This is a genomic window from Trinickia camelliae, assembly GCF_053525655.1.
In genome coordinates this window covers 381843-407289 of the sequence record NZ_JBCHAA010000003.1, presented here as the reverse complement: position 1 = coordinate 407289, position 25447 = coordinate 381843, and the positions used below count along the sequence as shown (strand labels likewise).

Below are 25447 nucleotides of genomic sequence, written 5' to 3'. Positions count from 1 at the left end.
CGCATTCGCTTTATCTATAGGAAAACTAAAAATGTCCACACCTGCAAACGTCTCGCCGACGACACGCAGCGCCGTGCTCGACGACGCCCACGTGGGCGATATTCGCGGCGCGTTCGGCACGATCGCACACCACGACACCGCGCCGCGCACCAACTGGTGGGCGCGCCTGCGCACGCTGCTTGCGATTCTCGGCCCGGGACTCATCGTGATGGTTGGCGACAACGACGCCGGCGCGTTCGGCACCTACACGCAAGCCGGCCAAAACTACGGCACGACGCTGCTCTGGACGCTCGCGCTGCTGATCCCCGTGCTGTACGTGAACCAGGAAATGGTGCTGCGCCTTGGCGCCGTGACGGGCGTCGGCCATGCGCGCCTGATCTTCGAGCGTTTCGGCAAGTTCTGGGGCGCCTTCAGCGTCATCGACCTGTTTCTGCTCAATGCGCTCACCATCGTCACCGAATTCATCGGCATCACCTTCGCGCTCGAGTATCTCGGCGTGTCGAAGGTTCTCGGCGTCTGCATCGCCGCCGTGCTGACGATGGCCGCGGTGAGTACCGGCAACTTCAGACGCTTCGAACGCTTTGCGATCGTGCTGTGCCTGTTGAGCCTGCTGCTGGTTCCGGTACTCGTCTCGATCCACCCGCCCGTCGGCCAGATCTCGCGCGATTTCTTCATTCCGAACTGGCCCGCGAACTCGAAGCTCTCCGACGTGATGCTGCTCGTCATCGGCATCGTCGGTACGACGGTCGCGCCGTGGCAGCTGTTCTTCCAGCAAAGCTATGTGATCGACAAGCGCATCACGCCGCGCTTCATGAAGTACGAAAAGGCTGACCTGTGGATCGGCATCGCGTTCGTGATCATCGGCGCCGTGGCGATGATGGCATTCTGCGCCGCGCTCTTCGGCGGCAAGCCCGAGTTCGGCAACTTCACCGATGCAGGCGGCGTGATCGCGGGGCTGCACAAGTATGTCGGCCCGACCTCGGCGACGATCTTCGCCGTCGCGCTGCTCGACGCTTCGATCATCGGCGCCGCCGCGGTTTCGCTCGCGACGGCCTACGCCATGGGCGACGTGTTCAAGATCCGTCACTCGCTGCATCGCAGCGTGCTCGACGCGAAGGGCTTCTACCTCGTGTACTTCGGCATCATCGCGCTGGCCGCGGCGCTCGTGCTGATGCCGGGCAGCCCGCTCGGCCTCCTGACCGAAGCCGTGCAGACGCTCGCCGGCGTGCTCCTGCCGAGCGCCACCGTGTTCCTGCTGCTTCTGTGCAATGACAAGGCCGTGCTCGGTCCGTGGGTGAACGGCAAGAAGCTGAACCTGTTCACCGGCGCCATCGTCTGGATTTTGGTCGTGCTCTCGATCATCCTGACCGCCGCCACTGTCTATCCGGATATCAGCGGCAAGGCGATCATGGAGATCCTCGTCGGCGGCACGCTGCTCGCCGTCGTCGGTTACGCGGCAACGGAAATCGTGCGCAAGTCGCGCGGCGCGGTGGAGCAAGAAGCGCCAGCGCTGAACAAGGCGGCCTTGAAGAAGGTCCGCGACACGTGGCGGATGCCGCACCTCGACGATCTGCCGAAGCCGAACCTCACGCTGTCCAAGCGCGTGTGGATGGGTGTGCTGCGCGGGTATCTGGTGATCGCAGTGGGTCTGGTGATCGTCAAGGTCGTGCAGATGGCGTGGCATTGAAGTCGAGCCACACGCCGCGACGGTGTCATTAAGCCGCCGCGGCGGCGTGGTTCGCGGTCCATTTGCTGCGCATGGCTGTCGATCCGCCCAAGCGCGCGAAGTCCGAACCATTGCGCAGCTTGAAACCGCTCAAGGTCTGCTGCAGCCGCGCCGCCTGCTCCGACAGCGACTGCGCAGCCGCCGCGGCCTCCTCGACCAGCGCGGCATTCTGCTGCGTCACCTCGTCCATCTGCGTGACGGCGATGCTGACTTGTCCGATGCCGCGCCCCTGTTCTTCCGATGCGCCCGCGATCTCGGCGATGAGTCCGCTGACGCGCTCGACGTCGGTGCGAATGCCGGTCATCGTCTCGCCGGTGCTGCGCACGAGCGTCGAGCCCGCGGCGACGCGCGCGGCGGAATCCGAAATCAAGTCGCGAATCTCGCGCGCCGCGCTTGCCGAGCGCTGCGCGAGCGTGCGGACCTCGCCCGCCACGACCGCGAAGCCGCGCCCCTGCTCACCCGCGCGCGCTGCCTCGACGGCCGCGTTCAGCGCGAGGATATTGGTCTGGAACGCGATGCTTTCGATCACCGTGATGATCCCTTCGACGTTCTTCGAGCTCTCCGCGATGCCTTGCATCGTCGCGACAATCTCATCGACCGCGTTCGCGCCCGCGCCGACGTCCTGCGTCACGCGCGCCGACATTTCGTTCGCGTGACGCGCGTTGCCGGCGTTGTGCTGCACGGTGCTCGTCAATTCCTCCATGCTGGCAGCGGTTTCCTCGAGCGATGCAGCTTGCTGTTCCGTGCGCTGCGACAAATCGATGTTGCCGGCCGCGATCTCGTGCGCGGCCGACGTCACCGCCGCCGCCACTTCGCCGACACCGCGCAGCACGCCGGACAGCTTGCTCGCCATCTCGTTGAGCGCATGGAGCAGGTCCGCGATTTCGTCCTTGCCTTCGGGCCGCAGCTCGACCGTGAAGTCGCCGGCGGCCACCTGGTTCGCCGCGAATACGGCTGCGGAGAGCGGTCGCGTGATGCGCCGCGTGACGGCCCAGGCCAACGCCGACCCGGCCAGCACGGCGAGCAGGGCCGCCGCGATCATCACCGTGCGCGAGATCGTGTAGACGCGCGCGCTGGCGTCGACCGCGAGCGAGGCCGCGTGGGCCTGGTAGTCGGAAAGCGCGCGCAGGTCGTCGGCGAAACGGTGCAGCTTGACGTAGGTGTCGCCGTACGCGAGCTGGACGGCTTCATCGCGCTTGCCCGAGTCGACGAGCGCGATCGTCTGCGTGCACGCATCGTTGTAGATCGCCTCGGAGGCGCGCGCCTTCGCCAGCACGGCCTGGCCGTCCGGCTCCGTGAGCATCGCGCCGAGCTTTTGCAGCGCGTCGTCGTACTCGGACTGATTGTCGTGCAGACGGTCGCGCGCTTCGCGCATGCGGTCGGGGGACGGATCAGAGGCGATCTGGAAAACCCGCGCGATGCTGCCGCGCTCGTTGTCGAGCGCGCGCGTCACCTGGGCGCCGGCGGCCCAGTCGTGCTCGACGAGGTGCGTCGTGCCGTCCGCCATCTTCGACATCGAAACGACCGCCACGACGCACATGGCAAAAATCAGACAAATAAGAACTGCGAAACTAAATGCAAGGCGCTGCCCGATTTTCACTGTGACTCCGTCCCGTTCGTTCGACCGCAAGCGATGCCAACGGCATCATTCAGGTCGTTAACGGCACGGTCGACGGAGTCTTTATCGCTAGAGAACGGTTATTGCCGGGGCCGCGCGATGGGATCGTTTCCATCGCCTTACGCATCCTGACAGCGCGCTCGCCATGCGGCCGCCGTCACGCCGCGAGCGCTTCCTGTGCGGCGTCGTAGCGGCCGATGCTGGCCGCGCCGTTCAGCCGCGCGCGCTTGATGAGCGCCTGCTGCGCGGCGCCGATATTCGCGGGCTGCCCCTGCCAGGCTTTGAGCGGCGGTTCCTGCAAGGCGCGTCCGTAGGAAAAGCTCAGCGGCCAGGGGCGCCGGCCCGCGCGATTGATTGCATCGAGATTGGCGGTGGCCTCCTCCGGCGTCTGCCCGCCCGACAGGAAAAAGATCCCCGCCACCGCGGCCGGCACCGTGCGGCCCAGCACGCACACTGTCTGCACCGCGATCTCGGCGGCCTGTGCTTGCCGCGCATGCTCCTTGCCCGCGACGACCATGCTCGGCTTGAGCAGCATGTGCTCGAGCGTCACCGCGTGGCGATGGAGCGCGTCGAACACTTCGTGGAGCACGGCTTCGGTCACCTCCGCGCAGCGTTCGATCGAGTGGGCGCCGTCCATCAGCACCTCCGGCTCGACGATCGGCACGACGCCAGCCTCCTGGCAGATCGCCGCATAGCGCGCGAGCGACGCCGCATTGGTTTCGATCGCGAGGCGGCTCGGCAGCGTATCCGACACGTTGTACACCGCGCGCCATTTCGCGAATCGCGCGCCCTGTTTCTTGTAGCCGTCGAGACGCTTCGCCAGACCGTCGAGCCCCTCGGTCACTTCGTCGCCCGGCGCATGGGCGAGCGCGATCTTGCCCGCGTCCACCTTGATGCCCGGCACGATGCCCAGGCGCGCCGCCAGCTCCGGCAGCGGCGTGCCGTCGTCGGCGCACTGGCCGAGCGTCTCTTCGTACAGGATGACGCCGCTCACGAACTCGCCGAGGCCGGCGGTCGAGAGAAGCAGACTGCGCCACGCGCGGCGGTTCCCCTCGGTCGATTCGACACCGATCGTCTTGAAGCGCTTGGCGATGGTGCCGCCGCTTTCGTCGGCCGCCAGCAGTCCTTTGCCCGGCTGGACCAGTGCGTCGATCGTGCTTTGGAGTTCATCCCGAATGCTCATGGTGTGGCCCTCCGTGGAAGTCGCTTGAGCGGCGCGCGTTGTCGGCGTGGATACGTGCGGCGTGCCTACACATTAGTCTGCGCGGCAAAGGAATGGGGTGCCAGCATTGGATCGCGCCAAATGCGGCCAAGGTCTCGCAACCCTGGCGGCAAGAACCAAGCCGGATGCCCGGCTACGCGGCTTGTTCGGTTTGGGAGCGATAGCGCGCAACGATCTCCGCCATCACCGGCCAGAAGGCGTCGATTGGCTCGCGAATCGCGGACATGCCGTGCGCCTCGACCTCGCGCCGCATCACGTCGCAGCAAGCGATCGCCGTCGGCTCGTTCAATACCAGCAGTGCGCCTTTCAAGCGATGCAAACGGCTCAGAAAGTGCTCGGCATCGGCGTTCGCCACGGCTTCGCGCAGCGCCGCTTCGTCGTCGGGCCAGGTGGCGAGGAACACGCTTTGCATCTGCGCGTTGGCAGGAGCCTCGGAAACTGGCGCGTCTGCCGCACGTGGCCGCGATTCGCCGAGCACCTGCTCGAGCGCGACGCGCAAGCGGTCGATCGTGACGGGCTTGTGCAGCACGTCGGCAAAACCGTCCGACTTCGCCTTGCGATCGTCACCCGAGCCCGCCGTGTTGAGAATCACGGGCGTGCCGATCCCGTTCGCCCGCAACGCATCGAGCAGCTCGCGGCCGTCCATGTACGGCATGCCGAGGTCCGTCAGGACGAGATCGTATGAAGCCGCGAGACAGCGATCGAACGCCGCTTTGCCGTCGGTCACGCCGTCGATGTGCGTGTAGCCGAGCACCGCGAGCTGATGCTCGAGCAGCGTGCGGTTGAGCGGATCGTCTTCCGCGACGAGCACGCGGGCCGCGCGATGCTCGGCGGCGGCGGGCCTGGGAGGCGCCATCGGCGGCGCGGCGTGCAGTACGTCATCCGGCTTGCCGCAGGCGGCGAGCGCGAGCTTGAGCATCGGCGAGGACAACGACGTGACGCGAATCGCGTCGTCGCGACGCTCGGGATAGAGGGGGCCGTCCGCCGACAGCACGAGCGTGTCGACGTAGAGCGGATGAATCTCTTGCCACGCCTCGGGGATCGCACTTTCGCTGCAGCCGAACATGACGATCGACTGGTCGTACTCCGGCTCCAGCGCGACCTCCTGTTTGGCATCGACGATCCGCACGTCCGGCAGCCAACGCTTGAGCTGCGCGACGAGCACGTCCTGCCACGCGGACCGCTCGCACGCGAGCACGACGGTATCGAACGCCATGCCGGACAACTCGAGCGGAGGATCTTCTTCGTCGCGGTCGCGCGCGAGCGGCAGGTCGACCGTGAAGACGGAGCCTTCGCCGTCGATGCTCTCGACGGAAATACGCCCGCCCATCAGGTCGGTCAGCCGCCGGCACAGCGAGAGTCCGAGCCCCGTGCCGCCATAGCGGCTCGCGATCGACCGGTCCGCCTGCGCGAACGGCTCGAAAATCCGTTGCTGCTGCGCGGCCGGAATGCCGATGCCCGAATCCGCCACCGACAACCGGACCCACGCACGCCGGCCCGTCGCCTCGCTGAGCACCGCACGCAGCGTGATCGTCCCCGTCTCGGTGAACTTGCGCGCATTGCCGAGCAGATTCATGAGGATCTGGGTGATGCGGTGGCCGTCGCCGCTCCACGAGCCCGACAGACGCGGATCGATCAGGCAAAGGAACTGCAACCCCTTGCCGGTGATGACGGGCGCGAAGGTCTGCGCGCAGCGTTCGATCACGTCGTCGAGATGAAACGGCTCCACATGAAGCTGCAGTTCTTGCGCTTCCACTTTCGACAGATCGAGCACGTCGTTGACGAGCGCAAGCAGCGCGTCGAACGCGCGCCGCACGGCTACCACGCGCTCTTTCTGCATCGGCGTCAACTCGGCCATCGCGAGCAGCTCGAGATTGCCGAGCGCGCCGTGCAACGGCGTGCGAATCTCGTGGCTCATCGTCGCGACGAACATCGACTTGGCCTCGTTGGCTTCATCGGCGGCGCGGCGCGCCTGTTGCAAGAGGCGCTGCGTGGCCTTCTGGCGGCTGATGTCCGTCAAGCCGAACAGCACCACTTCGCGCTGCTGATAGCGGGCGTGCGAAAACGCGGCCGAAATTTCGCGACGCTTGCCGTCGGCGGCCGCCACCGACGCCTCGGCGACGCGTACGCCTTGCGCCCCTTGCGTGTTATCGACGGTTTCGGCGACCTCGGAGTAAGGCGAGTGCGCCGCGCCGCCGCGGCGCTTGCGCGAGCGGCCATCGAGCAGACGCCGGTAGAAGCCGGCTTCGTCGGGCGATGCGGCCAAGAGCGACTGCGCGATGTCGTTCTGCATGACGATGTCGCCCGTCCGCGGGTCGAAGACAGTCAGCCCGACCGGCGCCGTGCTGAGCACCGTGCGGTTGAACGCCTCGCTCTCGTACACCTGCCGTGCTCGCGCGCGCAGCGGCGTCAGCACCGCGCGATCGAGCATCAGGATAAAGGCCCACAAGATCCCCAGCACGAGCAACATCAGCATGGCCATCAGCAGCAACTGATCGTGCAGATCCATGAGGATCTTGCGCCAGTCGAACGCGTAGACCGCAATCCAGTCCGGCCCCGGAATGCGCTGGATCACGAAATAGCTCAAACCTGCGCGCACGACCTGCACACGCGTGTCCGCACGCTCGAAGGTCTTCGGCATCGACAGCACCGCGCGCTTCCACTGTGCCTCGTGCGGATTGGCGTCGCTCAAGCCGAAGAGATGGCGCCGGTCGCGCGAAACGACGAAGAAGTCCGGATCGTGGCCCGCAGCCTGGAAAAGCTGCGGAAATTGCGCGAACGGAATCGTCACGACCATGGTGGCGACGCGCTGATTGCCTCGATAGATCGGCGCCGCGTAGTGCGTGACGAGCGCGCCGTTCACGGGGGAGTCGTAGAGGGCAACCCAGAAGATGCGCTGCTGGCGCAGCTGGTTCTCCGAGTACTTGTTCAGCTCGGCCTGCACTCGGGACGTGTAGCTGGCTATCACCGGCTCGACACCGCCGGTTCGCGCCGCCGCGAGGAGTTGGTCGGGCAGCGGCGGCCAGGTCGCGAAGAACCGCCGATCGTCGGTGAACATGAAGCCGCCGAGGTAGTAGCCGGCATCGCGCAGCCGCAGGAGCGGCGACGGCGAAATCTCGCGGATGAGCCGCAAGAGCGTCGCGAGCCTGGCTTCGTCGTGCGGCTGCGTGAGCGTCGAGAGCACCGAGAACGGAGAAACCGTCACGTCCGCCCCCGTCGTGACCGCGCCGCGATTCTGCGCGAGTTCAAAGCGATATTCGCTGGCAGGAACTTGGTCGTGGTCGTGCAGATTCCACAGCAGCTCGTACGCCTCGACGGTCTGCTTCAAGCGCGCCTGATAGCGGTCGACCGACGCCTTGACCAGATCGCGCTGCACTAGAAACACGTGCTGCCGTTCGACGAGATACTGCTCGACGAGGTGCTCCACCCCGGTCAGCCCCGCTCCCAGAATCGACAGCGTGACGACGATGCCGCCACCGAACAGCAGAGCGCGATAGTAGCGGCCCGGCAAGTCAGGACTGCTTCCCGCTGCGCATTGCATTCGCTCGCGCAGAGTTGCAAGAGGTTGCCGCCACAGTCCTCTGACCATCAACCTACCTCATTGGGCCGTTCAATAGAGTTGCTTGAACGCGTTGACGAGCTCGACATCGTTGCTCGCACCGAGCTTGATCATCGCCTTGTTTTTTTGCGTGCTGATCGTTTTCAGGCTGCGGTTCGTATGCTTCGCGATGTCGGTGACCGACATGTTCGACGCAAACATACGCACCACTTCCAATTCCCGCGCCGTGAGCTGGGCGGAGGCCTGCGCGCGCGAATTGTCTTCGCTGTCCATCATGCGCTGGATCACCATCTTCGACGTGTGTGGATCGAGATAGCGCTCGCCCTGCATCACGCGCGCGATGATGTCCGGCAAGGCCGTGAAATCGCGGCTCAGCTTGCTGACGAAGCCCGCCACGCGCAAATGCATTGCACGCCGCACGACGGCGAGACTATCGTTCGCGGTCAGCACGATGATCTTCAACTCGGGATACAGCCGGCGAATGCGTTCGAGCAGCTGCATGCCGTCCGGCTCGAGGTCGTCGGCAAACGAATAGTCGCAAATCAGTACGTCGCACACGTTGTTCTGCAAGATTTCGATCAATTCCGAAATGGAAGTCGCCGAAGCGACGAGTTGAATTCGAGGATGCCCCTCCAGAACCTTGCTGATGCCCAAAGCGACGACCGGATGGTCGTCCGCCACAATGAGCCTCGTCTGGGGCAACGAATCCTGCGCTGCCGAATCAAGGGAGGCGTGGCGCTCGGGTTCGTTTCCTGAAATGCTGTTAATCATCTATTGCTCACGAATAAGTGCCCGGCAATGAAACACCCACGCGCATTATTGAGACAAGTTTAGCTCACTATTTTGGCGGGGCGTTCATTTATTCATGCCGCATTTGTCCGACCGCAACACATCGCGATTAAGACAGATCGCAAGGTCGCGGATAAAAATCGCGCATTTACGCGATAGCGTTGCCGGGCAAACCATCGTTGGCGATCGAGATTGCCGGACGTTGACGCAAACGATGTGTAAAGGCATCGATATGCCTTTATGTAATGCGGATCGGCTAACTAAAATCGTAATTTACCTGACCCGTTCGTGATTCATATAGGAATAGTCCTATTTCCTCTTGAGACAGCTATACCCAAAATGGCACGGTCGTCGGGGCGAAACGAAATCGACTGCGAGCAACGGAAAATCTCAACTCGCCAGGCAATCAGCGCCGCCAAAGCGCATACCAATGCATTTCTGAATTTTTTCAATAATCATGAATTTAAAAGATATTCATTTATTTCTGATCCGTATATATATCGGCATTGATTTCTCGCATCATTTCGCCGAGAAATTCGGCTTGCTCGGGCCGCAAGCCTTCGATAACGTCGTCGCCTACTTTCATAGCGTCGGGTTTTCGACGGTATTCGTGATCGTCGCGGGGCTGTGCGAATTCGCCGCCTTCGTCGGCTTCACCTTTGGGGTCTTCACGCGTGTCGCAGCGGTCGGCACCGCGCTCTACCTGCTCATCTCGATGTTCGCCGGGCACCACGACCACTTCGGCTTCACCTGGGCCAATCCGGGCGGCGGCTGGGAGTACCCGGCGCTGTGGGCATTCGTCTGCCTCTCGTATGTGCTCACGGGAGGCGGCCAGCTGTCGGTCGACGCATGGCTGCGCAAGCGCCTGCCGGCAGAGATGCGGCGGCTCTGCGCGTGACCTGCATCAAACGCGCCTCTCGCCTCCCCACTTAACGTTGTGCCGTGCGGTAAGCGCTGATCAGCCGGTCAGGCGCAGTTCAGGTTTGCCGCATTTTTCATCCAACCAAGGAGATTCACGATGAAACGAGTTCTTACCGCTGCCGTTCTTTCCATCGTCTGCGCGGCGGCCAGCGCTCAATACACCGGGCCCAGCGGGGCGACGCCCGTGACCAACGTCAAGACCCTGCACGCCTCGGCCCACGACGATCAATACGTGACACTCGAAGGCCGCATCGTGTCGCACATCGGCGGCAAGGATTACATGTTTGCCGACGACAGCGGCCAGGTGAAGGTCGAAATCAAGCCCCACGTGTTCCCGGCGGGGCAGCCCGTCGACGCCAAGTCGCGCGTGCGCATCACCGGCAAGTTCGACAAGGAATGGCGCGAAGCACATTCCGAGATCGAAGTGGAGCAGTTGACGGTGTTGAAGTAATGCTGAGCGCGCGAGCTGTCGCGCGCCAGCCGCTGGATTGAAGATGGCCTCACGCGTTCACTCGCGTGAGGCCATTTCTTTGACTGCCGGATCGCCTGTAGAGAGGGCGGCGGCCCGCGCCGCTATCGTCCGAACGCCCGCCGCTCGCTTCCCCGCCACGCGACTAGACGGCGCGTCAGATCGAAGGCGACCAGATTGCCCGCGACCACGAGCATCAACCCCAGCACCGCGAGCGCCGACCATCGATAGCCTTCGAATACGGTCGACACGGCCAGCGCGACGATCGGGAACAGCACCGTGCAGTAAGCGGCCCGCTCCGGCCCGATCCGCCCGACCAGCATCAGATACGCCGTAAAGCCGATTACCGAGCCGGGCACCGCGAGGTAAGCCAGCGCGCCGAGGTAGCGCACGGTGAGTTCCGGCTCGAACGGCAGCCCGGCCAGCAGACTGCCGACGGTCAGCACCGCCGCGCCGATCAGCATGGCCCAGCTATTCGTGACGATCGGTTGCAGACCCATCGACTGCATGCGGCTCGACAGCAGGTTGCCGGCGGAAAACGACATCGTCCCCAGAAACGCGATGACGAGGCCGAGCCACATCTCCGTGTCGCCGGCATGGCCGGCCATGTGCTGGGCGAAGAGACACCCGATTCCCGTCAGGCCCAACAGCGCGCCGGCGATCGCGCTCGGGCGCAGCGGACGTCCCATGAAGATCCGGCCATTGATCGAATTGAGCAGCGGCGCGGTCGAAAAGACGACGGCAACGAGGCCGCTCGGCACGATCCGCTCGGCGTAGTAGAAGCACAGGAAGTTGACGCAGAAGAGCGCGAGGGCCTGCGCCACGAGCAGCGGCCATGCCGCGCGCGGCGGCAGGATCGGCCGGCGCATGATGCGCAGGAGCGCGAACAGCACGATCGCAGCGCACCAGAAGCGCAGTGCGATCGAAACGGGCGGCGCGACGACGCCGAGTTGCCATTTGATCGCGATCCAGGTGGTGCCCCAGATCAGCACGGTCACGATGTAGAGAAAGAGGTTCATGAGACGGTCGAAAGACGAAGAAGATCGATTGCCCGACTATGCGACCGCCGCGACCCCAATCCTTGTCCATCCTTGCGCTTTTATGCGGGCCGGATCACTGCGGCTCGGGCGCGAACGGGCGGCCGCCTCTATACTCGGAGCATCGTTCTCTACCCCCATCGACACCCGTGACGGTCTGTCCACCCGCCTCAGCCACGCTCGACGAACGCGCCGATCAATCGCTCGGTGTGCAATCGGTGTGCCGCACGCTGGCCGACGCCAACGCAAAGCTCGAACGCTTTACGTGGCTCGGCGACCAGCTCGCGGCCGCCGTCTGGACGCGCGACATCGACGTCGCCGAGACCGCCTACGACCATCCCGGCCATCACACGCTGTCGTGCTACCTGGACGGCGGCTACCGGACCGAACGCCAGAAGATCCCGGGGTTCGGCGCGCCGCGCCGCCTTTGCGCGCTGCCGGGCGATCACGAATCGCGCTGGTGGGTGCGCGGGCACATGCATTTCATGCATCTGTACTTCATGCCCGAGCACTTCACCCGCCGCGCGGTGATCGAGCTCGATCGCGAGCCGCGCGAACTGACGCTCGCCGATCGCACCTATTTCGAGGACCCGCGCATCGCCGAGCTGTGCCAATCGCTGGCTATCCTGCCGTGGGACGGCGTCGACGAACGGCTGCGCGCCAACGAGATCGCGCACGAAGTGCTCTCGCTGTTGCTGCGCGGCCAGTCGACGCGGCGCGAAAATGCGCAGCTCAAGGGCGGCTTGTCGGCAGCGACGCGGCGGCGCCTGCGCGATTACATCGAGGCCAACCTGACCGAGCCGCTGACGCTCGGCGAACTCGCCAACGTCGCGTGCCTGTCGGAATTCCATCTCGCGCGCATGTTCCGGACGTCGTTCGGCATGCCGCCGCATGCGTGGATCGCGCAGCAGCGAGTCGAACGCGCGCGCGTGCTGCTCCAAACCACGGCGATGCCGCTCGAGCAAGTCGCTGCGCTTTGCGGTTACGCCAACGGCAGTCACTTCAGCCACCGCTTTCGCGCGGCCGTCGGCGCAAGTCCGCTTGCGTTCAGGCGTGCGATGACGCAGTCCTAAGCCTTTCCTCAGCAGTCCTTTCCCACTGCCGCGAGCCATGACGCCACGTTATGGCCGCTCCAACAATTCGAGCGTTGCCATTCACTAAATGGCTTCGTATATTTTTTTCAAGCTCGGCACTGCGTATTCCTGCGTGTTCTGTTGCTGCATTGCCGCGCGGCTGGCCATGCTTCGCGGCGTGTTTTGTCTGGTCGACCGGTTTCGTTGATTCGCCCACCAGCCATTACATTTTGCGCAGCAGACGGCTCACCGCCGTCCATGCCGGGCGCTTTGGACCTTTTTCGTCAACTCGATCATCGGGACCGCCGCCGTGAAGCACACCATTCGCCCTATCGCCCTGTCCTTGATGCTTGGCTTCGCCTGCGCGAATGCGGCGCACGCGGCAGGCGGCAAGATCACGTTCGTGTCGCAAGGCGGCGCGTATCAGGAAGCGCAAACGAAGGCCATCCTCGACCCCGCCGCGAAACAACTCGGCATCACGATCAATCAGGACAGCATCCCGGACGCGTGGCCCGCCATCAAGGCACAGGGCGCCACCGGCAAGCCGATCTGGGACGTCGTCGACACGCCGCAGTCGAACTGTCTGCGCGGCGGCCACGACGGCCTGCTCGAAACGCTCGACTTCTCGAAGATCCCGAACGCCGCGGCGATGCCCGAGCAATACCGCACGCCGTATTCGGTCGCCTACGAGTTCTATTCGACGGTGATCGCCTACAACAAGAAGACGCTGAAGAAGACGCCGAACAGTTGGGCCGACTTCTGGAACGTGAAGGATTTCCCCGGCCAGCGCGCGCTGCGCAACGACCCGCAAACGGTGCTCGAAGCCGCGCTGCTCGCCGACGGCGTGCCGCGCGACAAGATCTATCCGCTCGACGTCGACCGCGCGTTCAAGAAGCTCGCTCAGATCAAGCCGAACATCGCGGTGTGGTGGACCTCGGGCGGCCAGGCGGCGCAACTGCTGCACGACGGCGAAGTCGACATGGAGATGATCTGGAACGGCCGCGCGAGCGCGGTCATGAAGGACAACCCCGACATCGGCTTTACGTATAACGACGGGATTCTGCAGAACACGCAGCTTTGCGTGCTCAAGAACGCGCCGAACTTGAATACCGCGGTGCAGTTCATCAACGCGGCGGTGTCGCCCGATTTGCAGGCGAATCTGCCGCTCTACATCGATTACGGTCCCGGCAACCCGGCCGCGTTCAAGACCGGCAAGATTTCGGCGCAGCGCGCGGCCGAGCTTCCAAGTTCGCCGCAGAACGCGGCGAAGCAGGTGCTGATGCAGGAAGAGTGGTGGGCGTCGCCGGCGGGGATCGATGCGAAGGCGCGGTGGTTGAAGTTCATGCAGCAGTGACCGCGACGGTGATCGCAGGATGGGAAGAAAAGGCTAGCGGCTACCTGCTCAGCAGCCGTCTTGCGAGCAGGGCTTTCATGTCTCGCCGTGCGTCAGTGACGATGTGGACGTAGAGCACGTCGCCTTGAATGCTGTAAATGACCTTGTTCATACCGCTCATTGCCTCTCGATATCCGATCGATTCCACCTCATCGAGTTCTTCAATGATCTTGCCATTGAGTGGATACTCCTTGAGCCGACCGAAGGTCAATTTGAGCTTGCCGTAGGTCTCGCTCCAGACATCCGTACCGAAGTTCTTAGTGACATAGCGCTTAATGTCTCTGACGTCCTGTTCGGCACCCAGCAGGATGACAACCCTCATTGCGGCTTGTCCTCCGCATCCAGTTCGGCCAGAAACTCATCGATATCGCGGTAGTGGCCAGCTTGGATGTCCCTCTGTCCCATGGCAAGGATCTTCAACAATGCAACGGTTTGCTGCAGGTCTTCATATGACTGGGCATCTTGCACGACCACCTTGGCTTCCCCGTTCTGAGTAATCAGCATCGGCTCGCCGCTCTCGGTAATCGTTTTGACGATTTCGGCCGCGTGACTCTTGAGGTAGCTGATCGGTTTGACGTGGCTGGGCTTCACGGTGGCTCCTGCTGGTTGGATGCAGAGAACCAAATATAGTCCAAAATTCAGACTGCATCCATCGGTGTATCAGGACAAAACCAACGCCAAAGTCGATCTTTCGACTGCGACCGCGAGACCGAATCGGTCGCTCAAGCCTTGACCACCGCAGCCCCTTTCGATTTCCGGCTCACCGCCACGACCATGATCAAGCACAGCGTCAGCGCCGTGAGCATCGTGCTGACCGCCGCGATCGTCGGGTCGATTTCGTCGCGCAGCGTGACGAACATGCGCCGCGTGAGCGTCTGATTGTCGCCGCCCGAGATGAACAGCGCGACCACCGTCTCATCGAGCGCCTGAATGAACACGAACACCGCGCCCGCGATCACGCTCGACTTGATCTGCGGCAGCGTCACCGTCATGAAGCTGCGGAAACGGTTCATGCCGAGGCTGCGCGCGACCATCTCCTGCGTCGGATCGAACGTGCGCAGATCCGCGCTGACCGAGATCAGCACGTACGGCAGGCCGAGCATCGTATCGGCGACGATCAGGCCCGAGAGCGTATTCACGTAGCCCGTCTTCGAAAAGACGAAGAACACACCGACCGCCACGATGATGATCGGCACCATCAGCGGCAGCATCAGCAGCGTGCGGGCGTAGCGCATCAAGCGATGCTTGCCGTTCTGGATCGCGTAGGCCGCGGCCACGCCGAGCGGAGTCGCAAAGATCACGGCGAACGCCGACGCCGTGAACGACGTCTTCGCCGCCTCGATCCACTCGGGGTTGCCGAAGAACGAGTCGTACCAGCGCAGCGAATACGCGGGCGGCGGGAAGGTCATGAAGCGCGTGTCGGAGAACGAGATCGGAATGACGATCAGCACCGGCAGCATCAGGAAGACGAGGATCGCGGCAACCGTAGCGCCGAGCGCTATCTGTCCGTACGAGATTCGTTTCATTTCGCCCCCAGCGTCTTTTCGAGCGGCACCACGCGGCTCGCGAGGAAGAAGATCGCGAACACGCAAACCAGCAGCACGAGGCTGACCGCGCTTGCCGCGCCCCAACTGTTGTAGATCTCGACATTGCGGCTCACCACCATCGACACCATGATCGACTTGCCGCCGCCCATCAGCTCCGGCGTGATGTAAAAGCCCAGGCACAGCACGAACACAAGCGTGAAACCCGCGAGCACGCCGCTCATCGAAAGCGGCAGAAACACGCGCAGGAACACATGCAGCGGCGAGCCCCCGAGGCTCGCGCCCGCTTGCACGAGGTTCGACGGGATCTTCTGCATCGCCGAGTAAAGCGGCAGCACCATGAACGGCAGCAGGATATGCACCATCGCGATCACGGTGCCGAGCTGGTTGTACGCGAGCTGCAGCGGCGTATCGATGATGCCCATCGACATCAGCGCCTTGTTGACGAGGCCCGTGCGCTGCAAGAGCACGAGCCATGCGTAGGTGCGCACCAGGACGCTGGTCCAGAACGGCAGCACCACCATCCCGAGGATCAACGAGCTGACGCGTGGCGACTGCGACGCCGCGAAGTACGCCACCGGATAGCCGAGCAACAGCGTGAGCCCCGTCACGATGAAGCTGAGCTTGAACGTCAGCAGGAACGTATCGAGGTAGGTGCCGGTGAAGATGCGCTGGTAGTTCGCGAGCGTGAAGCTGCCGTCGTGATAGATCGATTGCCACGACAGCCACGCGAGCGGCACGATCAGGAGGATGACGATCACCGCGAGCGCGGGCGTCATCAAGAACAGCATCTTGCGATCCTCGCGCCGCTGATATTGCGCCGCGCGATCAGGCGAAGCAGCGTGCATCGAAGCCCATCCGTGTAAAGGCCGGTTGATCGTGCGCATCATGCCCCCATCGCGTCGAGGATCTGGTACCACGCGGCGACGACGCGTACGCCCGGCGCGCGTAACGAATGAAACGGCACGGGCTTGAGCCCGCGTTGCGCGAGCAGCGACAGCTCAGGCTTTTCGCCGAGCGCAAGCGCCGCCGCGTGCTGTCCGAGCAGGCTGGCCATCGCGACGCCCGCGCCGTTGTAGCCGAGGCAGAACGTGGTCCTGTCGTCGCTGCGGCCGACATGCGGCAGCGCATTGAACGTCATGCCGACGTAGCCAGACCAGCCGTATTCGACGCGCACCTCCGCCAGATCGGGAAAGAGCGCGATCATCGCGCGCCGCAGCGCTTCGAGGCCGTCTGTCCCGCCTTCCTTGCCGAACGCGTCGCGGCCGCCGAACAGCATGCGGCCATCGACTTTGCGAAACCACTTCATCATGCGCCGCGTCTCCGTGTAGCTGCGGCGCTCGGTCATCAGCGTCGCGTCGAGGTCGTCGGGCAAGCGTTCGGTCGCGATCATCGCGCTGCGGAAAGGTACGAGCTCGCGCGTGAACGGCGAGGTCGCTTCGGTGAGATTCGAGTACGCGTTGGTCGCGACGATCACCTGTTTCGCGCGCACCGTGCCGCTCGGCGTGCGCAGCATGACGCCCGCTCGGCCCTCGGCGCGCTCGGTCGCGAGCACCGGCGTCGATTCGTAGATCTCGGCCCCGCGCTTCACCAGCCCGGCAGCGATGCCGCGCACGTATTCGAGCGGGTAGATCGTGCCCGCGTCCGCGCTGAGCACGCCGCCGACGAAGCCGCTCGAGCCCGTCTCGTACGTGACTTCGGCGCGCGATTGCACGGTCATCGTGCGGTCGCCGAGCGTCGTCCTGACCCAGTCGGCCTCGGCCTTGATGCTCTCGAATGCGCGGTCCGTGTGCGCGCAACGCAGGCTGCCTGTGTGCTCGAATTGCGCGCGCCGGATATCGAACTCGTCGACGAACTGCTCGACGACGCGCACGCCATCGTGCGCGAGACGGTGCATGGTCTTTGCGGTGTCGAGCCCATGAAGCCGCTCGATCAGCGGAAACGACAAGCGGAATTTCGACGACACCACGCCGCCGTTGCGCCCGCTCGCGCCCCAGCCGACCGGGTTCGCATCGAGCACGATCGAGCCGACGCCGCGCTGTTGCAGCGCATACGCGGCGGCAAGACCCGTGTAGCCCGCGCCGATGATCGCGACCTCGGTCTCGAGGTCGCGATCGAGCGGCGTGCCCATGCTCACCCGCTGTTGCAGCGGGCCAGCCAGCGCTCTCCACAGTGACGGCGCGTCTTGCATCTTCGATCGCTCGACTTGTCCCATTCAGGCTGCGGCGCGCGCTTCGGCTTCGACGGCGTCGGCGAGCGCACCGAGCGTTGCGAATTTGAAGGTCGGCGTCGTCACGGCGTCCGGCGTCGGCGTCGCGCCGAAGCCGTTCAAGCCCTGGCGGCGCTCGATCCAGCACGTCGCGTAGCCGAGCTTCGTCGCGATGCCGATGTCGTGGTACTGGCTCTGCGCCGTGTGCAGGATCTCGCGAAACTTGTAGCCGAATGCCGACTGTCGGCCGGCGTTATAGGCGAAGAAGCGCGGATCGGGCTTCGCGACGCCGGTTTCGTCGCAGCAGACCGTGTCGTCGAACGGGTCGCCGAGCGTGTGCGCGTAGGCCGACAACGCGACGCGGTCCGCGTTCGTCATCGCGACGAGCCGGAAGTGCTTGCGCAAGCGCTTGAGCGCATCGACCGAATCCTTGAACGCGGGCCAGTCGAGCACGTCGCGCTGGAAGGCGGCGGCGCTGATGTCGTCGGCGGGCAGGTCGAGTTCTTTCGCGAGCGACTTGTAGACGTCGGCCATCGCGTGGCTCGAGCGGCCCGGGAATGCCGCGCGGCCGCGCATGTAGGGCTCGAATATTTGTTCGTCGGTGAGGTTTTTCGCGGCCGCCCCGCCGATGCGCCGCACCGAGGCGAGCAGGCCCGTTTCGAAATCGATCAGCGTGCCCACGACATCGAACGTCAACATCTTGAAGTCAGTCAGTTTCATGTTTAGCGATCCTATGAATTTAAAAGAAAGCGTCAAAGTTAGGAGCGCCCGCCGCTCGGCAGGCATCGAGAAAAGTCACGCAGGCACGACGATCGTGTCGTGCGGGTCGAGCACCACGGTCATTTCGCGGCCGGGCTCGGGAATGCGCAGGCGCGCATCGCGGTTGCCGGGCTGCCGCAGGCTGATCGACGTGCCGTCGGCGAGCGTCGCGAACACGCGCAGGCTTTCGCCTTGGTAGAGCACGTCGGTGACGCGACAGGCGAGGCGGTTCACATGCGCTTCGTGCTGGCCGCCGTCGATCACGAGCTTCTCGGTCTGCACCGCGAGCAGCAGGTTCTCGCCGCGCGGCAGCGGTTGCGTCGAGCGCAGCACGGCATCGCCGAGCCGCACGGCGTCGTGGCCCGCGCGCGCGACGCGCAACAGCGTCGCCTCGCCGATGAAGCTCGCGACGAACGCGTCGCTCGGTCGGTCGTAGAGCCGCTCGGGCGTGTCGATCTGCACGAGCTTGCCGCTCTTCAAGACGGCGACGCGGTCGCTCATCGTCAGCGCCTCGCGCTGGTCGTGCGTCACATAGACGATCGTCGCGCCGAGCTTGCGGTGCAGGCGCCGCAGCTCGATCTGCATCGTTTCGCGCAACTGCTTGTCGAGTGCGGAAAGCGGCTCGTCCATCAGGATCAGTTGCGGTTCGAAGACCATGGCGCGCGCGAGCGCCACGCGCTGACGCTGCCCGCCGGACAGTTGCGCGATGTTGCGGTGCTCATAGCCTGCGAGCTCGACCATCGCAAGCGCATCGGCGACCTTCTTCGCCCAGCCCGCTTTCGGCTGACGGCGCGCGCGCAACGGAAACGCGACGTTCTGGCCGACCGTCATATGAGGAAAGAGCGCGTAGTTCTGGAAGACGATGCCGATATCGCGCTTATGGGGCGGCTCGAATGTAATGTCCCGCTCGCCCACCCAGACGCTGCCGGAACTCGGCTGCACGAAGCCGCCGAGGATGCCGAGGAGCGTCGTCTTGCCCGAACCGGACGGCCCGAGCAGCGACACGAACTCGCCCGGCGCGATTTCGAGCGACACGTCATCGAGCGCGACCACCGTGTCATAACGCTTGCTCGCCGAGCGGATCGATACGCCGGTTTTCGCTCTCGTGTCCATGGCCTGTCTTCCTCGCGAAACAGCTTGGGTTGAGACCAATATAGGCGTCGGCATTTTTGACGGCAATTCCCGAATTGTTGGATTAGGCATAACATCAAGTCATGCCCAATCTCCGCAGAAAACTGCCAAGCGCGAACGCGCTGTTCGTCTTCGAGGCCGCTGCGCGCTGCGGCAACTTCACGCGCGCGGCCGAGGAGCTTTACGTCAGCCAGCCCGCCGTGAGCCGCATGCTCGCGCGCATGGAAGACCGGCTCGGCGTGCGCCTGTTCGAGCGCGTGCACGGCGGTATCGAGCTCACGGAGAACGGCAGAATCCTCTATCGCAAGATCGCCGAAGGGTTTGTCGGCATCGAAGACGCGATACGGGAAATCGAGGCGCGCAAGACGGGGGTGGAAACGGTCTCGCTGTCGGTATCGACGGCGTTCACGACGCACTGGCTGATGCCGCGCTTGAATCGTCTGAACCAAGCGTTTCCGTCCGTCGATCTGCGCTTTCAGCTGATATCGGGGCGGCTAGGCGGGCCGCTCGTGGACGTCGATCTCGGCATGCGCTTCGTCAAGGACGACGAGATCGACGAGCACTGCCGGCTCGTGATGCCCGAGACGCTCGTGCCCGTGTGCAACGCGCGTTATCACGAAGCCGCGCTGGCCGATGCGGGCGGCGAGCACGGCGACACGGTGATCGTGATGGACGACGAAGAGCGCGGCTGGCATGACCGCTTTGCCGCGTTCGCCGAGCATCGGCGGCGCGCGGCGAACATGTTGAGCTTCAACGACTATGCGATCGTCGTGCAGGCGGCGCTGCTTGGGCAGGGTGTGGCGCTCGGGTGGCTTTCGGTGGTATCGCACTGGCTTGCGCAAGGCGCGCTTTTGCCTGCGGAGCAAGAGCTGATCGTGACGAATCGGCGCTGCGTGTTGATGACGCCGCTAAACCGGCCGGTACGGCCGATCGTCGCCGAAGTGCGCGATTGGATCATCGCGGAGACGCAGCGTGATATGCGCACTGTTGATCGGATTTATCCGGAGCTCGGGCTGTGTGATGCTATGGAGCGGGCGGGGATGGTGTTGGGGTAAGGTTTGGGGTCTTTTGCCTGCGGCGCGTTGTTTGTCGTTTGCTTCGGGTTTGTGTGAACACTTTGATTTCGCGGCGATACGTATAGTCCGTCCCTCCCCGGGACCGGGGTCACTTTGGTCCTTGCCCAAAGTAACCAAAAGCGCGTCCTCGGCGGACGGCCTAGCCCGGAGGCACTCAACCCTGTTAGTACCGGCGTTCCAAGCGCAAGCGTGGGAAACCGTTACTACTCGCCGTACATCCCGTTAGCACGCGGCACGGAATGAAGTCCGCTCGCGTCAAATCGGCCCTGGAGGTCAGGACAGGTCTAAAGAGGCTGTCTTGCGATGCAGCCCATGCGCTGGGCTCGCTTCCAATCGTAGGCGTGGGGCGCGGCCAAATCGATAGCTTCGATTTGTTGCGACTCTGCGTAATTCTGTGCCGCGTGCTAACCGGACTCACGTCGAGTAGTAACGGTTTCCCACGCTTGCCCTCGGGACACCGGTACTAACAGGGTTGAGTGCCTCCGGGCTAGGCCGTCCGCCCAGGACGCGCTTTTGGTTACTTTGGGCAAGGACCAAAGTGACCCCGGTCCCGGGGAGGGACGGACTATACGGACCGGCGCGAATTCAAAGTTTCCACGCAAACCCCAAGCGAGCAACAACAACACCAGCCCCCGGCAAGACAAGCTACAGCCCCACAGCCTTAAGCCGATTAGCGTGAACGCGAATAACAGCCACCGGATCCTCCGCAAACGGGCTGCGCATGCCAAGGAACTGATTCACTTCGTCCATATGATTCCAGTTGTACGTCGTGGAGATCACTTGCCCGTAGCGAGCACTACAAACCGAAACGAGACCATCGTTATTGGCCTCGCCGCCAAGCTTGGCTAGCGTGCCCGTCACACCAAGCACCCAATCCGACGGATCGAACACATTGGTGACATTGCCGCGCCCCGTCCACGAGTAGAGGCGCTGCGTGTTGCCGTCGATGACATCGACAGGAGCGCCGTTGACCGTGCAGTTAGCCGGTATCCCCGCCGACGGGAAGCGCTTGTTGAACGCTTCCGCGCCCGCCGTGGTGAACTCGCGGAACACGCCAGCGGAGTTCTGGGCATTGCTGTGCCCGTTCATGAAACCGAACAGCCAGCCGATCGCATTGGCAGCCGTCTGCACCGCGCCTTGCAGGAAGGCCGGCGTCTTGTCGAACATGTCGGCCAGCACCATGCCCTTGTGCGGCGCCGCGATGGTCGTGACCGACGCCACCAGCTCCGGCGCCACCGCCGCGACGTAGCGCGCGGTCGGGCCGCCCTGGCTGTGGCCGATCAGGTTGACCTTCTTCGCGCCGGTTTGGACCAGCAGCGCCCGAATCTGTTGAAGCAGCTGTTCCCCGCGCACCGTGCTGTCGTTGAACGAGGAGACGTCGGCCGAATAAACCGTCGCGCCATGCGCACGCAGGTCGGAGGGGATGCCGTACCAGTAGTCCACCACGCCGCCCAGCTTGGCCGAGCCGATGAAGCCATGGACGAGAACGATGGGGAATTGGGTTTTCGCGTAATCGTCAGCGGCGTAGCTGGCGCCGGGGATGGTGCACAGCAAGGCCGCCGCGCCGGCGAGGCGGCGGAATGAAATAGAACGGAAGGGGCGCATACAGGCTCCAGTGGACTCGAAAGACCGCCACTACACCATGCAGGCACACGCATCAAAATCAGAAGATTCCTAATCTATATGCCGATCGACTAGGAGTCCCGAGACATTTATGGCCGTCCTCCGAATCGGAACACCGCCCCGCAGGCCTCAACGCCCGGCAAGGCACGCGCTCGGCGTGATGCCGAGCGTGCGTTTGAAGTGTCGGCCAAGGTGGCTCTGATCGAAGAAGCCGACTTCCGTAGCGACGACCGACGGCGGCACGCCGCCGCGCAACAGCCGCTCCGCGTGCCTCACGCGCACGAGGCACACATAGCGATGCGGCGAGATCCCCACCTGCGCGCGAAAGAGCGCCGCGAAGCGCGACACGCTCAGTTCCGCCGCAGCCGCAAGCGTCGCGAGCGGCACGGGTTGCGCGAACGAGGCTTCGATGAATTCGATTGCCCGCTGAATCGGCTCGGTCACCATCGCGCCCGCCCCTATGCCGCCTGCGGCGCCGCGCTAGCCACAGAGGCAGCGAAGCGCCGAATGTCGAACGGTTCGAGCGGCGTGCTCGTCGCGCCGGTATCGATCAGTTCGGCCATCACGTCGCCCACGCCCGGTCCGAGCTGGAAGCCGTGTCCGCAGAAACCGAACGCGTAGTAGAGGCCGCTCGTCGTGCCGCTTGCACCCATGATCGGCCGGTCGTCGGGCATGTAGCCTTCGATGCCGCTCCACACGCGGATGATGTTGAGCCGCGTGAGGGCCGGCGCCACGCGATACAACTGACGAAACTGCAGCAGCGTGTTCTGCGGCAACACGTACGCGCGCCGCACGTCGGGATACGCCGGACCGCGTGCGCAGCCGCCGAGCACGATGTTGCCGCGCGCGACCTGCCGGAAATACACGACCTCCTCCATCAGCGGCGACGATACGCCGACCACCGGCTTGAGGCTGTAACGAACCGGCTCGGTCACGGCCATCTGCGGACCGTGCACGGCGATAGGCACCGGTTCGCCGAATTGCTCGGAAAGCAGGCTGCCCCACGCGCCCGCGGTGATCAGCAATTGAGGCGCGCGGAACACGCGGCCGTCGGTGCTGGTCGCGCGAAACTCGGCCCCCTCTTTTTCGACAGTGACGATCTCTGTGTTCTCGAAGATCTGCGCGCCGAGGCGCGCGGCGGCGCGTCCTAATGCGGGCGCGGCGAGACGCGGATTCGCATGGCCGTCCTTCGCGGAATACGACCCGGCCAGCACCTCGGGGCCGAGGAACGGAAAGCGCGCACGCATCTCGTCGCCGCGCACGAGTTCGAGATTGAGGCCGTAGTGGCTCGCTTCCTTCGCGTAGGTTTCGAGCATGTCGGCCTGCTCTTCGCGATAGCAGACGCGGATATGCCCCGACTGCAGAAACTCCGCGTCGTGGCCGATCAGCTCGGGCAGCTTGCCCCAGATCTCGCGCGACCGGTTCGCAAGCGGCAATTGCGGCAGAAAGCGCCCCTGGCGCCGCACGTTGCCGAAATTGGTGCCGCTCGCCTGCTGGCCGATCAAGCCGCGTTCGATGAGGATCACCGAACGCCCGCGCTTGCGCAGAAAGAACGCGGCGGACGCGCCCATGATGCCGCCGCCGACGATGATCACATCCGCTTCGGTTGCGTGGTTCATTCCACATCCTCCACGGTGGCGATCGCGAGCGGCTTGACGGGCCCCTGCCCGCGCAGCCGGCCGACTTGTTCGAGCGGCACGCGCGCCTCGGCCGCGATGATTTCCGCGCCGGCGTGGCCGCAATAGCGTCCTTGGCAGCGGCCCATGCCGACCCGGCTGAACGCCTTCGCGCGATTCGCTTCGCGCGCGCCTTCGTCGCGGATCACGCGACGCAGCTCGCCCGCCGTGATGCCTTCGCAGCGGCAGACGATGGTGTCGTCGCTCAATTTCGCCGCTTGCTCAGCGGGCCACGGGAACGCCTGCGCCAAGCCGAGACGGAAGCGGTCCATCTTGCGCTGCTGGTGCTTCAAAGGCTCGACCTTGGCCGGGTCGATCTTGTGACCCAGGTCGGCCAATGCCGCGTAGGCGGCGAGCCGCCCGGCCAGCTCCGCGCCGTCCGCGCCGAATACACGCGCGCCGTCGCCCGCGAGATAGACGCGCGGCACCGAGCTGCGGCCGAACTCGTCGATCTGCGGCAGCCATTGGCGCGTGTTCGCGTCGAAATAGAACGCGCAGCGCGCGAGGTCCGCGAGCTGCGTTTCCGGACGCAAGTGGTAGCCGAGCCCGATCGCGTCGCATGCGATTTGCTGATCGTGTCCGCTCGCGTCGCGGTAGTGGATGCCGCGTACGCCGTCCGCATCGGTGCCGACGATCTGCACCGGCTCGATCCCGTGCTCGATCAGCACGCCTGACTTCTTCAGCGACGACACCAGCGCCGCGCCCTTCCTTAGCACATCGAGCCGCGCCAGGAGCTTTGGCAGCGCTTGCAGGCGAGCGCCGCGCGTCGACGTATCGAGCACCGCCGCCACTTGCGCACCCGCTTGCACATATTGACTCGCGACGAGATACAGGAGCGGGCCCGAGCCCATGAAAACCACCTTGCGGCCGATCGCGCAGGCCTGCGCCTTCAATGCGATCTGCGCGGCGCCGAGGCTGTAGGTGCCCGCGTACTGCCAGCCTTTCACCGGCATCAGGCGGTCGGTGGCGCCGGAACAGAGGATCAGCGCGTCGTAGGGTAGCGCGCGCGAATGGCCGTCGTGCAACGTGTGCAGCTTGCCTTCGGCGACATTCCACGCGAGCGTATCGGGCCAGTAGTCGAGCCGCGTGCGCAAGCGCTCGAAGGTCTGGTGCAAATCTTCGGCGCGCGCGGCTTCCGTGCCGTAGAGCTTCGCGTACGGACGCGAGAACGTCTCCGGCTGCCGACGATAGATCTGACCGCCATCGCGGCGGCTTTCGTCGACGACAATCGGCGCGACGCCCGCCGCGAGCAGCGTCTCGGCGCAGCGCACGCCTGCGGGCCCCGCGCCGACAATGATTACGCGAGGTTGACCCATGTCGCCTCCGGTTGAGTGGTCACGATGTGCATGCCTTCGCTCACCACCGTCGTGCAGGCGCGCAAACGCTCGCCGTCCGCCGTCCACACCCAGCAGTCCTGGCAAGCGCCCATCAAGCAAAACCCCGCCCGCACCTCGCCGCCGAACTCCGATTGGCGCACGTGGCCGACCGAGCACAGCATCGCGACGAGCAGCGTGTCGCCCGCGAGCGCATCGATGTCCTTGCCGTCGATGCGCAGCTTCACCGTCGTACGCCCTGTCTCGCCCAGTCGGATGAATCGTCCGCTCATGCCACTGCCTCCCTGC

General features: G+C 64.5%; 23 protein-coding genes. 6 read left to right on the top strand and 17 right to left on the bottom strand.

The features are described from left to right. Window positions 1–31 precede the first annotated feature (31 nt). Window positions 32–1687, top strand: a complete 1656-nt coding sequence (locus tag AAHK20_RS08095) for an Nramp family divalent metal transporter (RefSeq protein ID WP_449180932.1) — start codon at window positions 32–34, stop codon at window positions 1685–1687. Window positions 1688–1715: 28 nt separating this feature from the next. On the opposite strand, the gene AAHK20_RS08090 is transcribed toward AAHK20_RS08095, so the two are convergent. The 4 genes from AAHK20_RS08090 to AAHK20_RS08075 all read right to left on the bottom strand — a co-directional run bounded on the left by AAHK20_RS08090 (window position 1716) and on the right by AAHK20_RS08075 (window position 8806). Further along, a complete protein-coding gene (locus tag AAHK20_RS08090) occupies window positions 1716–3326 on the bottom strand; it encodes a methyl-accepting chemotaxis protein (RefSeq protein ID WP_449180931.1) in 1611 nt (536 codons plus the stop codon). A 175-nt stretch (window positions 3327–3501) separates the two neighbouring features. Then, complete coding sequence (locus tag AAHK20_RS08085) at window positions 3502–4527, bottom strand: class I fructose-bisphosphate aldolase (RefSeq protein ID WP_449180930.1); 1026 nt, start codon at window positions 4525–4527, stop codon at window positions 3502–3504. Window positions 4528–4699: 172 nt separating this feature from the next. After that, window positions 4700–8107 (bottom strand): ATP-binding protein, encoded by a 3408-nt coding sequence (locus tag AAHK20_RS08080; RefSeq protein WP_449180929.1) that lies wholly within the window; start codon window positions 8105–8107, stop codon window positions 4700–4702. Window positions 8108–8176: 69 nt separating this feature from the next. Next, entirely contained in the window at window positions 8177–8806 is a 630-nt protein-coding gene (locus AAHK20_RS08075) for a response regulator (RefSeq protein WP_449180928.1), read from the bottom strand. 565 nt (window positions 8807–9371) lie between these two features. Between AAHK20_RS08075 and AAHK20_RS08070 the strand changes: the two genes are divergently transcribed. Next, window positions 9372–9812, top strand: a complete 441-nt coding sequence (locus tag AAHK20_RS08070) for a DoxX family protein (RefSeq protein WP_449180927.1) — start codon at window positions 9372–9374, stop codon at window positions 9810–9812. 120 nt (window positions 9813–9932) lie between these two features. Further along, entirely contained in the window at window positions 9933–10286 is a 354-nt protein-coding gene (locus AAHK20_RS08065) for a YgiW/YdeI family stress tolerance OB fold protein (protein WP_449180926.1), read from the top strand. A 122-nt stretch (window positions 10287–10408) separates the two neighbouring features. Here AAHK20_RS08065 and AAHK20_RS08060 read toward each other — a convergent pair whose 3' ends face one another. Beyond that, on the bottom strand, window positions 10409–11323 hold the full coding sequence (locus AAHK20_RS08060; RefSeq protein ID WP_449180925.1) for a DMT family transporter: 915 nt from the start codon (window positions 11321–11323) through the stop codon (window positions 10409–10411). A gap of 167 nt (window positions 11324–11490) precedes the next feature. On the opposite strand from AAHK20_RS08060, the gene AAHK20_RS08055 reads away from it, so the two are divergent. Next, complete coding sequence (locus AAHK20_RS08055) at window positions 11491–12414, top strand: helix-turn-helix domain-containing protein (protein WP_449180924.1); 924 nt, start codon at window positions 11491–11493, stop codon at window positions 12412–12414. A gap of 346 nt (window positions 12415–12760) precedes the next feature. Then, on the top strand, window positions 12761–13768 hold the full coding sequence (locus AAHK20_RS08050; RefSeq protein WP_449180982.1) for an ABC transporter substrate-binding protein: 1008 nt from the start codon (window positions 12761–12763) through the stop codon (window positions 13766–13768). Between the two features lie 40 nt (window positions 13769–13808). Here the strand turns inward: AAHK20_RS08050 and AAHK20_RS08045 are convergent, their stop codons facing one another. From AAHK20_RS08045 to AAHK20_RS08015, 7 genes are all read right to left on the bottom strand, one after another. Next, the gene (locus AAHK20_RS08045) at window positions 13809–14129 is read right to left on the bottom strand and encodes a type II toxin-antitoxin system RelE/ParE family toxin (RefSeq protein ID WP_449180923.1); all 321 of its coding nucleotides are present in this window, start codon (window positions 14127–14129) and stop codon (window positions 13809–13811) included. Next, the gene (locus AAHK20_RS08040) at window positions 14126–14398 is read right to left on the bottom strand and encodes a type II toxin-antitoxin system Phd/YefM family antitoxin (protein ID WP_449180922.1); all 273 of its coding nucleotides are present in this window, start codon (window positions 14396–14398) and stop codon (window positions 14126–14128) included. Before AAHK20_RS08040 ends, AAHK20_RS08045 begins: the two co-directional genes overlap by 4 nt. Window positions 14399–14529: 131 nt before the next feature. Further along, on the bottom strand, window positions 14530–15333 hold the full coding sequence (locus tag AAHK20_RS08035) for an ABC transporter permease (RefSeq protein ID WP_449180921.1): 804 nt from the start codon (window positions 15331–15333) through the stop codon (window positions 14530–14532). After that, window positions 15330–16199: an ABC transporter permease gene (locus tag AAHK20_RS08030; protein WP_449180920.1), complete on the bottom strand. Its 870-nt coding sequence runs from the start codon at window positions 16197–16199 to the stop codon at window positions 15330–15332. The genes AAHK20_RS08035 and AAHK20_RS08030 overlap by 4 nt, the downstream gene beginning before the upstream one ends. 38 nt (window positions 16200–16237) lie before the next feature. Next, window positions 16238–17566: an NAD(P)/FAD-dependent oxidoreductase gene (locus AAHK20_RS08025; protein WP_449180919.1), complete on the bottom strand. Its 1329-nt coding sequence runs from the start codon at window positions 17564–17566 to the stop codon at window positions 16238–16240. Next, entirely contained in the window at window positions 17567–18280 is a 714-nt protein-coding gene (locus tag AAHK20_RS08020; RefSeq protein WP_449180918.1) for an HAD-IA family hydrolase, read from the bottom strand. A 75-nt stretch (window positions 18281–18355) separates the two neighbouring features. After that, the gene (locus AAHK20_RS08015; RefSeq protein ID WP_449180917.1) at window positions 18356–19432 is read right to left on the bottom strand and encodes an ABC transporter ATP-binding protein; all 1077 of its coding nucleotides are present in this window, start codon (window positions 19430–19432) and stop codon (window positions 18356–18358) included. A 101-nt stretch (window positions 19433–19533) separates the two neighbouring features. On the opposite strand from AAHK20_RS08015, the gene AAHK20_RS08010 reads away from it, so the two are divergent. Continuing rightward, window positions 19534–20505 (top strand): LysR family transcriptional regulator, encoded by a 972-nt coding sequence (locus tag AAHK20_RS08010; RefSeq protein ID WP_449180916.1) that lies wholly within the window; start codon window positions 19534–19536, stop codon window positions 20503–20505. A gap of 666 nt (window positions 20506–21171) precedes the next feature. Here the strand turns inward: AAHK20_RS08010 and AAHK20_RS08005 are convergent. The 5 genes from AAHK20_RS08005 to AAHK20_RS07985 form a co-directional block, all read right to left on the bottom strand. Then, the gene (locus tag AAHK20_RS08005) at window positions 21172–22131 is read right to left on the bottom strand and encodes a lipase family alpha/beta hydrolase (RefSeq protein ID WP_449180915.1); all 960 of its coding nucleotides are present in this window, start codon (window positions 22129–22131) and stop codon (window positions 21172–21174) included. A gap of 147 nt (window positions 22132–22278) precedes the next feature. Continuing rightward, a complete protein-coding gene (locus AAHK20_RS08000; RefSeq protein WP_449180914.1) occupies window positions 22279–22596 on the bottom strand; it encodes a helix-turn-helix transcriptional regulator in 318 nt (105 codons plus the stop codon). Between the two features lie 11 nt (window positions 22597–22607). Next, window positions 22608–23768, bottom strand: a complete 1161-nt coding sequence (locus AAHK20_RS07995) for an NAD(P)/FAD-dependent oxidoreductase (RefSeq protein ID WP_449180913.1) — start codon at window positions 23766–23768, stop codon at window positions 22608–22610. After that, the gene (locus AAHK20_RS07990; RefSeq protein WP_449180912.1) at window positions 23765–25141 is read right to left on the bottom strand and encodes an FAD/NAD(P)-dependent oxidoreductase; all 1377 of its coding nucleotides are present in this window, start codon (window positions 25139–25141) and stop codon (window positions 23765–23767) included. Before AAHK20_RS07990 ends, AAHK20_RS07995 begins: the two co-directional genes overlap by 4 nt. Beyond that, window positions 25123–25431, bottom strand: a complete 309-nt coding sequence (locus AAHK20_RS07985) for a (2Fe-2S)-binding protein (protein ID WP_449180911.1) — start codon at window positions 25429–25431, stop codon at window positions 25123–25125. Before AAHK20_RS07985 ends, AAHK20_RS07990 begins: the two co-directional genes overlap by 19 nt. Between the last annotated feature and the right edge of the window lie 16 nt (window positions 25432–25447).